14 protein-coding genes and 1 tRNA gene are annotated in these 12,551 nt (G+C 38.3%); 1 reads left to right on the forward strand and 14 read right to left on the reverse strand.

Going from position 1 to position 12,551, the window contains the following annotated elements; all coding sequences use genetic code 11:
* Window positions 1–6: 6 nt before the first annotated feature.
* Together BN53_RS07325 and BN53_RS07330 are read right to left on the reverse strand one after the other, a co-directional pair.
* Window positions 7–2,388, reverse strand: a complete 2,382-nt coding sequence (locus tag BN53_RS07325; RefSeq protein WP_009560318.1) for a Xaa-Pro dipeptidyl-peptidase — start codon at window positions 2,386–2,388, stop codon at window positions 7–9.
* Between the two features lie 14 nt (window positions 2,389–2,402).
* Window positions 2,403–2,759 (reverse strand): arsenate reductase family protein, encoded by a 357-nt coding sequence (locus tag BN53_RS07330; RefSeq protein ID WP_009560320.1) that lies wholly within the window; start codon window positions 2,757–2,759, stop codon window positions 2,403–2,405.
* 211 nt (window positions 2,760–2,970) lie between these two features.
* Between BN53_RS07330 and BN53_RS07335 the strand changes: the two genes are divergently transcribed.
* A tRNA-Arg gene (locus BN53_RS07335) sits at window positions 2,971–3,044 on the forward strand.
* A gap of 118 nt (window positions 3,045–3,162) precedes the next feature.
* Here BN53_RS07335 and BN53_RS07340 read toward each other — a convergent pair.
* The 12 genes from BN53_RS07340 to BN53_RS07395 all read right to left on the reverse strand — a co-directional run bounded on the left by BN53_RS07340 (window position 3,163) and on the right by BN53_RS07395 (window position 12,537).
* Complete coding sequence (locus BN53_RS07340) at window positions 3,163–3,564, reverse strand: OsmC family protein (protein ID WP_009560321.1); 402 nt, start codon at window positions 3,562–3,564, stop codon at window positions 3,163–3,165.
* A gap of 11 nt (window positions 3,565–3,575) precedes the next feature.
* The gene (locus BN53_RS07345; RefSeq protein WP_009560322.1) at window positions 3,576–4,856 is read right to left on the reverse strand and encodes a sensor histidine kinase; all 1,281 of its coding nucleotides are present in this window, start codon (window positions 4,854–4,856) and stop codon (window positions 3,576–3,578) included.
* Window positions 4,857–4,868: 12 nt separating this feature from the next.
* Entirely contained in the window at window positions 4,869–5,534 is a 666-nt protein-coding gene (locus BN53_RS07350) for a response regulator transcription factor (protein WP_009560323.1), read from the reverse strand.
* A 5-nt stretch (window positions 5,535–5,539) separates the two neighbouring features.
* Entirely contained in the window at window positions 5,540–6,151 is a 612-nt protein-coding gene (locus BN53_RS07355) for a GTP pyrophosphokinase (protein ID WP_009560324.1), read from the reverse strand.
* A gap of 103 nt (window positions 6,152–6,254) precedes the next feature.
* The gene (locus BN53_RS07360) at window positions 6,255–6,713 is read right to left on the reverse strand and encodes a hypothetical protein (protein WP_009560325.1); all 459 of its coding nucleotides are present in this window, start codon (window positions 6,711–6,713) and stop codon (window positions 6,255–6,257) included.
* Between the two features lie 124 nt (window positions 6,714–6,837).
* Entirely contained in the window at window positions 6,838–8,175 is a 1,338-nt protein-coding gene (gene glnA / locus BN53_RS07365; protein ID WP_009560327.1) for a type I glutamate--ammonia ligase, read from the reverse strand.
* Between the two features lie 182 nt (window positions 8,176–8,357).
* Complete coding sequence (locus BN53_RS07370) at window positions 8,358–9,605, reverse strand: methionine gamma-lyase family protein (protein ID WP_009560328.1); 1,248 nt, start codon at window positions 9,603–9,605, stop codon at window positions 8,358–8,360.
* Entirely contained in the window at window positions 9,598–10,518 is a 921-nt protein-coding gene (gene miaA, locus BN53_RS07375) for a tRNA (adenosine(37)-N6)-dimethylallyltransferase MiaA (protein ID WP_009560329.1), read from the reverse strand. The genes BN53_RS07370 and miaA overlap by 8 nt, the downstream gene beginning before the upstream one ends.
* Window positions 10,519–10,563: 45 nt before the next feature.
* Window positions 10,564–10,965: a rhodanese-like domain-containing protein gene (locus BN53_RS07380; RefSeq protein WP_009560331.1), complete on the reverse strand. Its 402-nt coding sequence runs from the start codon at window positions 10,963–10,965 to the stop codon at window positions 10,564–10,566.
* Window positions 10,966–11,019: 54 nt separating this feature from the next.
* Entirely contained in the window at window positions 11,020–11,244 is a 225-nt protein-coding gene (locus tag BN53_RS07385; protein WP_009560333.1) for a YqgQ family protein, read from the reverse strand.
* Window positions 11,244–11,966, reverse strand: coding sequence for a rhomboid family intramembrane serine protease (locus tag BN53_RS07390; RefSeq protein WP_009560334.1), 723 nt, complete (start codon window positions 11,964–11,966; stop codon window positions 11,244–11,246). Before BN53_RS07390 ends, BN53_RS07385 begins: the two co-directional genes overlap by 1 nt.
* Window positions 11,967–11,991: 25 nt before the next feature.
* A complete protein-coding gene (locus BN53_RS07395; protein ID WP_009560335.1) occupies window positions 11,992–12,537 on the reverse strand; it encodes a 5-formyltetrahydrofolate cyclo-ligase in 546 nt (181 codons plus the stop codon).
* Window positions 12,538–12,551: the final 14 nt, after the last annotated feature.

The following is a 12,551-nucleotide window of genomic DNA, read 5'->3' on the forward strand; positions in this document are numbered from 1 at the left end:
TTTTCTTTATTTTTGATAAAAACGCAATTCAGTCTTAGCCAAATCGATTGTGTAAGTTTCGTCTTCTAATGGTCGCTTGGTCATGCCTTGGTCAGTTGAGTAAATAATCAAAGCAAGCTTGCTACCAACCGGCATGCGGTAGTAAGTTGGTTGCAACTTGAAGTTCAATTCTACAAATTGACCTGCTTCAATCTTGCTTGGCTTGTGCATATCTGCATAATTTTGCAAGTTCATGTGAGATTTGCTAATTAATTTAGCATGGGTCAACTTGTCTGGAACAAATTCTTGCAAAGTATCGGTACCAAAGCGGTAGCCTAACTCTTGACCACCACGCATCAAGAACTTAGGAGTTGGAGTCAAACGCTTGCGATCGCCTAATTCTACTAAAGCAACAGAAATTTGTCCCTTTGGAAGAGAACCTGCCACAGTAATAGTTACTTCTGGACGTCCGACTAAAGTTACTGGGCGGATAAATTCGTCAGTAGTAAAGCGAAGACTTGGCTTAGCCCACTTTTCATCGCCACAGATAAACTTGTATTCCCAGTCGCTTTCAGAAATCTTGGCTTCCTTAAATTCTTTTCCACCTACATCAGTGAATGAAAGCTTAGCCTTACCATTGCCATCCTTGAATAATTCACCTTCGTCAGTTGGATAGTAAACAACTTCTTGGCCCAATTCATCTGACCAATCTGCTTCTTCATGCCAGTAATCTGCTTCAAGGTTGTCTTGAATCATTACAGTTGGCCATTGCTCAGGAGCATGGTTATCAATTTCAAGCAATTCGTGAACAAACCACAAGTTCATCAAATCAGTGAAGTCGATTGATACCAAGTTATTCATGTTGTAGTGAGGGCCTTGGTGCAAGAAGAGGTGGTGATCCTTAGGTAAAGTCTTGACCAATTGCCAAATCTTATAGACATTCTTTGGTTTAACATTCCAGTCGTTTAAACCGTGAACGCTGATCCATGAACATTTAATTCCATCAGTATGGTGACGGTAATTACGAGCTTCCCAGTAATCTGAATATTGACCAGTTACTCGGTCGCCTTTTTCAAGGAGTTCCTTTTGCATTTCTTCATATTTTGGCTTGATCTTGAGGTATGAACCTGCATCCCAAAGATTTGATTGGCAAGTTTCAGCTAGCAAGTCTAAGTCTTCGCCTTGACATGCTTCTGGAGCAATAACCAAACCATGTTCACGGTAATAGTCGTACCATGAAGAAATAGCAGCTTCAGATACAACAGTCTTAAGACCAGCAACGCCAGTGGTTGCGACAGCAATTTGCAAAGTACCTAAATATGAACGACCTGTCATTCCGATATTGCCATTGCACCAAAAAGCCTTAACTTCATGCTTTTTGCTTCGATCAGTATAAGCAATGCGGTCGCCGTGAAGCCATTCAACTACAGCTTTGGCTGATTCGGTTTCTTCAGGAGCACCAGTAATTCTTAAGCCGTCGCTACCTCTAGTACCGATTCCTCCTGCAAATACAGAAGCAAATCCGCGAGCTAAAAGGTATTCGTTTAGTGGATAAGATGACTTGTGGACAGCTTCTTCAGCCGAAACGCCTTCTCCAGCAGCTGGATGTGGAGCTTCAACAATTTGAGTATGCTCATATTTTGGATTTGTCCAAACAGTAGCATCAGTTAGGTTTTCATCAACGCTGTGGTTGCGAGCAACATTTTCAATGATTCCACCAAAATATGGGCTAGCTGTGTATAAAGCTGGAACCTTTAAATCTTTGCCTGATTCTGCTGGACGGAAAACTGTTACTTGAATTAAGTCGCTTTGACCATCACGATCAGTATCAAGATCAGTTTCAACGTAGACAACTTCTCTAATTACCTTATTGGTGTCAAATACAGGCAAGGCTTTTCCATTGAAGAAAATAAACTTTCCTTCTCCCCAGAATTGAGTGAAGTAACCTTTCCCAGCCATAACATCGATCAATAATTGACCGTTCTTACTTCTAGTGTTGAGCAAACGATAAAAGGCACTAATCAATTCATCGATGCTACCAATTTTTGAAACAAATGGCAAAGCTTGCTTCTTCATGAAAGCAGTCGGATCTGAGAAGTCGTAATCATAGCCGACGTGATAGCCTAAAAGTTGAAGCGCAACGTTGTAGAATTCTTGTACAGAAATTGTTTCGCGCTCAGTTTGCAAATATTCAGCTAATGTTTGATTTTCAGATACAGCAAATTCAATCATCTTAGCTTTCTTGCTTTCATCGCTTTTAGCTTCAGCAATAGTCATTTGAACTAACTTAGCAAACAATGCTGTCAAAGAATATGATGAATAATCATCAGGCAAGAAGTTTATTGCCTTTAATTCAGCCACTTGCTTTTCAAATGGAGTTTCAACATAAGCATATTGATTATATTTCATAAGTGCTTCCTTTCTTACAACCAAGTCTGGGTATAAATATCCTCTTTAAATCCACAGGTCAATTTGTCCCCGTCTACTACCAAGGGACGCTTGATCAATTTTCCATCATGTGACATCAACTCGGCAGCTTCATCAATTGTCATAGCTGGCAGCTTGTCCTTTAATTTCTGTTCACGATAATGTTGACCGCTAGTATTAAAGAAGTATCTCAACCCGCGATCAGTATGCTGAGTCATCCAGTTTACCAAGTCTTCCTTTGCAGGAGGTTGTTCAACTAAATCTTGAAAATCATAATCCACATCATGATCTTTTAGCCATTTTTCTGCCTTTTTAGAGGTAGAACAACGTGCGTATCCGTAAAATTTAATCATAAAAAGCCCCTTTCAAAACGAGATATTAAGTCTATTTTAACAATTTTTAGAGTGTGATGATAGTTCTAAGGAAATAATCAAACAAACTCAGCTGAAAGATTATTGACTTTAACCGAGAATCGGACAAAAAATATTTTCTTGAAAATTAACCTTGCTATTTTAAAAACTTTTGCGTATAATAATTTATGTTCTGTTGAGGACAAACATATATGGTCTGGTAGCTCAGCTGGATAGAGCAACAGTCTTCTAAACTGTGGGTCGTGAGTTCGAATCTCACCCGGATCATGATATATTAAGGGCTATGACTTATTGTCGTAGCCTTTTTTATTGCTTCAATCACCAAACAATCACCAAAACCAAAATACCCCAGCTAATCATTCAAAGACTAGCTGGGGTATTTTTTCTACCCTAATTCAACCTCAATCTGCATCCCTTGTGCTACAGTCTGATACACCGTCGAAACGTGCAAAACATGCTTCAAAAAGCTTTGTCTTTCTTCATCATCCAAATCCGAATCAAAGCTTACATTCAAATGCATCTTGCTAACGATCGATTTGCCATGGCCAAGATTGCTGGTTTCCGCATTATTTTCTACAGCAAAATTAGTCACATTCATCTTATGCGCCTTAATAATCATTGCTGCCGACATACAAATACAAGAATTAACTGCACCGCACAACAGTTCAACTGGGCTTGGGCCTGTTTGATGCTTAGCATCATCGCTAACAAATACATGTTCGCCAGCTTGGTTAAACTGCTGCCACTCCTGCTTGCCAACTTCTGTTTTGACTAAATACTTACTCATTTTAAAGCCCCCTATTTAGCTAAATGCAAGGATACAACAAACATAATTTGTCCATCCTTGTAGTTGACTGAAATCTTGCCTTTGAAGACATTAACCAACTCTTTCGCCATCGACAAACCAATTCCAAAGCCACCAGTCTTTTTGTTGTTATTATGCGATTCATCTTCGCGATAGAAACGTTCAAAGAAGTTTCGGTAATCAACATCTTTGCCTTCTGCATAACTATTAGCAACTGTCAAAGTTGCCATCTTATTCCAATTGCTCGTACTCAATTTTACACTGATTTTTCCATTTGGATCACAATACTTCTGAGCATTATCAAGCAAGATATTGGTCAACTCAGTTAGGCTTTTTTCCTCTGCCATCACCTGAATTTCCTTTTGAATATTTACTTGATATTGCAATTGCTTATTCTTAATGACTGAAGCAAAACTTTGGGTAGTCTTTTCAAGAATTTCTGAAAAATCTACCTTGCCCAAAGTCAGCGTTTCTGTTTCATTCATTCTCGCTAAAGCAATCAAATTATTGATCAGTTCAGTTAGTCGCTGAGTCTGCTCCTTAGTAGACTTTGTCCATTCTGACTCATTACCCATCATTTCTTGCATTTCAGTATTTGCCGAAATAATTGCAAGTGGAGTCTTCAATTCGTGGCCTGCATTAGTAATAAATTGCTTTTGCTTGTTGTAGACATTAGCAATCGGCTTAATTGCGTATTTAGACACGATAATCAAAATAATTGCAAAGAAAATCAACGCGGCACAGCCCAATAAGGTTGCCAGCCTCAACAGCATCCAGGACTTTTCATAGATCAATGAGGTATTTAAAAAAGCTAAGATTTTTTCTCCTGCCGGGGTATTTTTGATCTGATACTCGTACAAATTATCTTCAATTGTAATTACCCCGCGTTTTTTCTTGCCGTTTGCTACCTTTTGAGAAATCTGTTTAATCTGAGTTTGTGATACATTAAAGATCTTTTGATTGTTCAAAACAGTAATCTTTTGATTAGGATCAACCAAAACTGAAATATAACGATATTGGTAAACAGATTCTGGATTAAACCGTCCTAGCAAAAAATCCTGTGTGATCAGCGTTTTCTGCCGGTCAAAAGCTCCTCTCGTCCGCTCAGGGGTCAATTGACCATTATTATTAACTAGAACTGATAAAACTCGATTGCTTTCGTTTTTTGCTTGAGAAAAATTGGTATATACCAAGCTACCAATTGAAACAAATAAAACTAAGGCCAGAGATAAAATCGAGATAATTATGAATCGCCAACGAAATTTTTGAATCATCTTTGAACCTCACTAAGCAATTAATTCAAAGCTACCATCCTTTTCTCCTAAAATTTCGACTTTGCTTTGAATAGACTTCAATTTTTGACGTAAATATGAAATATAAACCCAAACAATTTGCTCATCAGCTTCGCTATCATTCTTCCAAACATGACGCAAAATTTCTTCAGTCGACAGGCTCTTGCCTTGATTCATGATCAAGTAAGACAGCAAATCTGTTTCCTTATTAGTCAATCTAATAGAATTATGGGCTAATAATTCTTGTTGATCAGCCTTTAATTCCAGATCACCAAAAGTCATATGCGGATTAGAGTAGTTGTCGCTTCTTCTTTCTCTAGAGCGCAAGCGAGCAATCAATTCTTTCAAAGAAAATGGTTTAGTCAAGTAGTCATCGGCACCAGATTCTAGTCCATTTACTCGGTCATCGATTTCTGCCTTGGCCGTTAACATAATAACGTAACTTTTATCGCCCATTTCTCTAATCGTCTTTAAAGCTGTTACTCCATCCATCACCGGCATCATGATGTCTAGAATCAAGACATCAAAAGCATTTTCTTTGACCGCGTCAACAGCTTCTTGACCATTGAAAACTGAAGTTACGTCATAACCGCTGCTAGTTAAAGCTACCGTAATAACGCGGTTTAATTGTGGTTCATCTTCTGCAAGTAAAATCTTCATTGTAATTAATTTTCCTCTCTAATTAATTGCCGGATCGTTTGCATGCTTACATCACAAGAAGCTAGCTCATCAGCAACCCGTTTTAGTTCTTTACCAATTAATTCTGGATTCTTGATGTTGTGTTTATACTTCATTTCATGCTCTAAACTGGCCCAAGTATCCATCGCAATCGTTCTTAATTGAATTTCCACATAATACTTTCCAGGCAAATTTCCTTCGCAGTCTGCTTCTGGCAATTCCATTTCAATAATTAGGTGATAAGAGCGATAGCCGTTGGGTTTGGCATTAGTAATATAATCTTTCTTTTTGACAATCGTTATATCTGGCATTTGTTCAATCATATCAATGCATAGATATATATCATCAATAAAATTGCAAACTATTCTCAAACCAACGCTATCCTTATTAACCTTCAAAGCTGAATGAGTATTAACCGGCAAATTTTTTCTCTGACATTTTTCGATCATGCTCTCATTGCTCTTAACTCGGCCAATCAAATGTTCAAACAAACTCTGATGATGTTCTTGTTGATAGCTAGAATTTAAATTTTTGAAGCGATCAAGCAACTCTTCCAAAATTTTATCTAAGGTTACTTGATATGGTCCATAAATATTCATACTTATCACCTTTTCTAATTTTATCTATTGTTGCATGATAATTTGAAAGTTCTGTGAACAAAAAACAAAAAGTTTGGAATAAAATCATTCCAAACTTTTTGAACTACTTATTATTAGCAATCAATGTATTGAAACTTTCATTAGTTTCTACGATTTTACCCATTATGACGTTAATCCAATTATTCAACTTGTCATTGTCATAATTAGCAAGTCCACCTTCAGTAGAGCCGATAGCAGCAATGCCGTCATTGTAAGTCTTCATTTCAGATAGAAGCTTTTCGGCAAAATCCTTAGTATCTCCACCAAAGTTAGCAGCAAAATTCTTGACGTTAGAATATTCTTCAACAATTTCATTGAAAACTTGAACTGATTTGGCAAAGGTATCACGCATATTATCAACATCTTCTTGGGTTGGAACGGTTAATTCTTCGCCTGAAGACAATTGGCGGTCCAATCTGACACCAATATCATTCAAGACCAAGTGTCTTTCGTATAAACGGTTCAAAAGTTTGATTCCACTTGGATTAATGGCCTCAAAAGTTACATTAATATCTTCTGACATTTTTACACCTACTTCTTTTTTCTATCATTGTACCGTAAATTCATGTCTATTGCCCTATTTTTGCAAAAAAATACCAACTTGATTTTTAAAGCAAGTTGGCATTTATAATTATCTTTTTAAAATATTAGTAACCCATGTAACGGTCTCTTTCCCAATCTGAAACTGATTGAGTGTATTGTGACCATTCGAGTTCCTTAGAATCAATAAAGCTTTGAGTCAAGTGTTCGCCAATAGCTGATTGGATCAACTTATCTTCCTTGAAGGCCTTGATAGCATTGTGAAGAGTTGACGGAAGTGGCTTAATACCACGTTCTCGTCTTTCAGCTTCAGACATTTCAAAGACGTTTGAATCGATTGGATCCATAGGCTTCTTTTGTTCCTTAATACCTTGTAAACCTGCTGTTAAGCATGCAGCAAGCAAAAGATATGGGTTAGCTGTTGGATCAGCTGAACGCATTTCCAAACGGGTATTAACTTCTTCTGCAAATGGAATTCTAACAAGTGGTGAACGGTTCTTTGAAGCCCATGAAATATAAACAGGTGCTTCAAAACCAGGAATTAATCTCTTGTAGGAATTTACAGTTGGGTTGCCGATTGCTGTAATGGCACGTGCATGTTCCAAGATACCGTTTAAGAAGTATAATGCAGTATCTGACAAGTGGTATTCATTGTCTGGTGAATAGAAGGCATTCTTCTTGCCTTTGAATAGGGACATGTTAGTGTGCATACCGTTACCAGCTTGGCCTTCAACAGGCTTTGCCATAAAGGTTGCAAACAAGCCGTGTTTTCTAGCGATTTCGCGAACAACCATCTTAAATGTTTGAACACGGTCAGCAGTAGTTAAAGCGTCATCAAATCTAAAGTCGATTTCTTGTTGGCCATCACCAACTTCGTGGTGAGCAGCTTCAACTTCAAAACCAATGCTTTCCAAAGTTTCAACAATATCGCGACGGCATCTTGCGCCTTCATCATCGCTAGTCATATCAAAGTATGAAGCGTGATCTGGAACTTCAGTAGTCCAGTTTCCTGATTCACTAAGCTTGAACAAGTGGAATTCAGCTTCAAAACCGATATCAAAATCAGTGAAGCCCATTTCTTCCATTTCTTTCAAAACTCGCTTCAAATTGTTTCTTGGGTCACCTTCAAAAGGCGTACCATCAGTCTTGTGAACTGAACAAACTAAACGGCCGATCTTGCCACCACGTTCATCAGTCCATGGCAAAACTGCCCAAGTTGAAAAGTCTGGGTACAAAACCATGTCACTTTCTTCCAAACGAACAAAGCCGTCAATTGAAGAACCATCAAATTTGATATCATTTGCCAATACCTTGTCAAGTTGGCTCTTAGGAACTTCAACTGCCTTAGAAGTACCATTGATATCAGTGAATGACAATCTTAAAAAGCGAACATCGTTTTCTTCAACACTTTTTCTAATTTCATCTGCAGTAACTGTTTTACTCATATTTTTCCACCCGAATATAAAAGTAACTATAAATTGGTACATTCCAATAATCAGCTACCCGCCTCATATCAGAACTGTATAATACAATAGCAGAACCAAGACCAAATGTCAAAATGGTCTAATGATTTTTTGCATTCTTTATAAGTTTTTTTAAAAATATGACCGCATGATATTCGCTAAGATTAATCCTTAAAGAAAGTATCCTTAACAGCATTAATTACAGCTATCTTATCATGTGCGTAAGTCAAGCCGCCTTGCATGTAGACAGCGTAAGGTGGACGAATTGGACCATCAGCAGAAAATTCAATGGTTGATCCAGAAACAAAGCTACCGCCAGCCATGATTACCTTGTCTTCATAGCCAGGCATGTTGTAAGCTTCTGGTCTAACGAAAGAGTCAACTGGAGAATTCTTTTGAACTTCGCGAATAAATTGTTGCATCTTGTCAGGATCGTTGAAAATAATAGTTTCAATTACGTCACTGCGAGTATCCTTCCAGCTAGGGGTTACATCCATGCCCATCTTTTCAAACAAGGCAGCCGCAAAGATCATTCCCTTTTCTGCCATACCAGTAACGTTTGGTGAAAGGAAGAATCCCTGATAGAAGTCGCGCAAATTTGTTAAAGTGGCACCTTCTTCGATACATCCTGGTGCAGTCAATGCAATCTTACTGTTTTCAACAAGTTCTTTTTTACCAACAATATAACCACCAGTCTTAGCGATACCACCACCGGCATTCTTGATCAATGATCCTGCCATAAAGTCAGCACCATATTCTGTTGGTTCGTGCTTTTCAGAAAATTCGCCATAGCAGTTGTCGATAAAGACTAAACTCTCAGGACTAACTTTCTTGACAAAGGCAATCATTTCCTTAATCTGATCAACCGTGAAAGTCTTTCTTGTTGAATATCCACGTGAACGTTGAATAGCAACAACCTTTGGCTTGTCTCGATTTAAAATAGTTTTTGCTTGGTCATAGTCAATCAAGCCATCTTCAGTCAATGGAACATAAGAGAAGTTTACGCCTCTTTGGGCTAAAGTTCCGCGCTTGTCAGGAGTAAGTCCAATTACCTTTTGTAAGGTGTCATATGGTATCCCTGTCAAATAAGTCAAAGTGTCCCCAGCAACTAAATTTCCGCTTAATGCAGTAAACAAGGTGTGAGTTCCTGAAACAAATTGCGGACGAACTACTGCATCTTCAGTTTGAAAGACTTCTGCATAAATTCGATCTAGCTTATCACGACCCATATCATCATCGCCGTAGCCAGTAGCACCAGTTAAGTCAGCTTCTGCAACTTCTTGATCTTGAAAAGCCTTCAAAACTTTTGCTTGATTGTACAAAATTTGGTCATCAATTTCTTTTAGCTTTGGCGCAATTTGTTCATCAACTTCTGCAACCAATTTTTGCAATTTTTCTGGGATATCAAACATTTAACCAATCCTCCACTTTTTCAATTATTTTGGCTTCCACATCTGGATCATCTAACGAATCAAACCAAACCACCGGCAATTTATTTCTAAAGTAGGTCAATTGCCGCTTAGCGTAGCGACGCGAAGCAGACTTCAATTTTCTAACGCACTCTTCTAGGCTAGCTTTTTGCTCAAAATAAGGGAAAAATTCCTTATAAGCAATTGCCTGCAAGACTTGATGTGCTTGATCTTTATGTTGATAAATATATTCTGCTTCTTGAAGCAAACCCTGCTCCATCATCAGGTCAACTCGTTGATTAATTCGATTATAAATTTTTTCGCGCTCGGAATTCAATCCAATTATCAAATAATCATAGCGTGGCTTGATCTGCTCTTGTTGCTTGGAAAATTTCTCCCCTGTTCGGTCAATTACCGTCAAAGCACGCAAAGCCCGTCTAGAGTCTGTTTTAGGAATTTTGTCGGCTGCATCTTGATCGCGTTTAGCTAATTCTTGCCATAAACGTTCTGCTCCATTTTCAGCTAAAAAGTCTTCCCATTTTTGATCAACGCTTGATTCTTGCTCGGTCTTTTCTCCTAGCTGCATATCGTTTAATAGCGCATTGACATAAAAGCCTGTCCCGCCAACTAGAAAAGGCAATTTGTCCTTGCTAGAGATTTGATCGATTGCTTCCATTGCTTGATCGACAAAAATTTTTACTGAATATTCTTCAAAAACGGACTGCGTATCAACCAAATAATGCTTGACCTGCTTTTGCTCCTCAGCAGTTGCTTTGGCCGTGCCAATTGCAACTTCTTGGTAGATTTGCATTGAATCGCCCGAAATAATCTCTGCGTTCAATTTCTGAGCTAGCTTAATCGCTAAGGCAGTCTTGCCAACAGCAGTTGGGCCAATTAAGGCCAGAACTTTTTGCATAAAAACCTCCCATAGAGAAAAAAGCAGACACTAAGTCTGCTTTTCTTAATATTTGGATGCCTTAGTACGGCCATCCCAACGTTCAAATCCGCCCTTGAGCCACTTAATGGTAGTAAAGCCATTCTTCTTGAGAATGCGGGCAGCTCTCATAGTGATAGTTTGAGAATCGGAATACAAATAAACCGGCAAATCAGCTCTTAACTCGCCGTATTGGTACTTAAGCATAGTATATGGGAGATTGCGGGCACCATCAATATGCTTACGCTTAAAGGCTTCCTTCTCTCTCAAATCAATGATTTGGGCCTTGCGCATACCTTCTTTAAATTCATCGTTAGTCAGCTCTCCGCCGATAGACTTAGCTTGAATCTTGTTCCAAGCCCAAACTGCAACAAACGCGATGATAATTGCCAATAGGATGGCGTCTAAAATTATAAGAAATTCATTCATAAATTATTTAGCCCTTCTAAAAACTTATACTAACTATGATACCGCTAAAACAAGCTATAGACCATGATTTTTTTGCTCTTTTTCGTTTCGTTCTTCAATTTCATGTTCATGTCGCAAAATTAACTTTGCGGTCAAATAATCTTGCGTATCGATCAGGCCAGATTTGTTGATATTCTCAAGTTCAATTGCCATTAATTCGATATCCCAAATTCTTTTGCCAACATGAACTAAAATTCCATACTTCTTAAGAAGTTGTTGAACATCATATAACGTCTTCATTACCAGCTAAGCCCCGTCATTGAAATAAACATGCCTTTTCTAAAGGTAAACACTACATAGACGATCATCAAGGCAGCCATAATTATTCTAAACTTGGTATTTTGCTTAATTGGCAACCGATCGCCTAAAACAGCAGTTGCCATAAAACCCATCAGCAATCCGCCGATGTGACCTTGAATATCGACATTTGGCATAAAAATATCAATTGCCAAATTGATAATCGCTAAAGCTGCCGCTTGACGGCCAAAATAATTTAGCATGGCAGAAAGCGAAGAATTTGGGCTGGCGCTTGCCCGGCGTCTAGAAATAGCAATAACCGCTCCCAAAAGGCCAAATAAGGCTGTAGAAGCACCTGCACTAAGCGAATTGTCACTACCAAAGGCAAAACTCATCAAGTTACCTCCAACGCCAGATAAAAGATAAATTACCCAAAAGCGCCAATGTCCGATTATGCTTTCAAAGTAATTGCCTAGATAAAAAATCATTACAGCATTGGAAACCAAGTGCATGATTCCTATATGCAAAAATTGGGCTGTGAATAACCGCCACCATTGATGGCCAGCAGCTACAGCATAATTATTCATCGCACCTAGTTTCATCAAAGTAGCCGGATTCTCTGACCCACCCATAAAGGTCTCTGCTAAATAAAATCCAAGCAAGACGACTAAGATAAAGACTGTCATATAGCACGATGATAAATCTAACTTACCTCTATTATTCATTATCTTTACTTTCTAAATTCTATCTTTAATAAGGATCGATAATTCGATCGATTTTAATATCAGTTGCCACTACTGGCCACTGAGTTTGCGGATAAAACATGATTGAATTGGCTAAAGCAACCGTTGAAGTGGGCAATTTTTCTAAAAAGCGATCATAGTAGCCTCCGCCAAAACCAAGCCGATCTCCATTTGCACTAAAGGCTAAGCCAGGCGCAATTATCAAATCCAATTGATTCTCAATTGAGGCAGATAGATCTGCCACTTCAGCTACGCCGAATTTTGAGATTTTCAATTGGGCATCTGGGGTATATCGCTTGAAGCACATTGTCTTATCTGAATTTGCCGTCGGCAAATAAACCGATTTTCCCATCGACCATAACTTCTCAATTATTCCTTGAGTTGACACTTCAATTGGCAGTGACCAAGTAATGCCAATTTTTTGGCTATTTAGCAATTCTGGCAACTTCAAGAGTTTATTCAATAAGATCTGATCCTCTTGTGCTTTTTGCTTTGTATTAGCGAAATTTTTTAAAAGTTCAATCTGCTTTAGTCTTAGTTCTCTTTTTTCCAATAAAATCACCTAAC

The organism is Lactobacillus pasteurii DSM 23907 = CRBIP 24.76 (genome assembly GCF_000297025.1).
GTDB classification, from domain to species: domain Bacteria; phylum Bacillota; class Bacilli; order Lactobacillales; family Lactobacillaceae; genus Lactobacillus; species Lactobacillus pasteurii.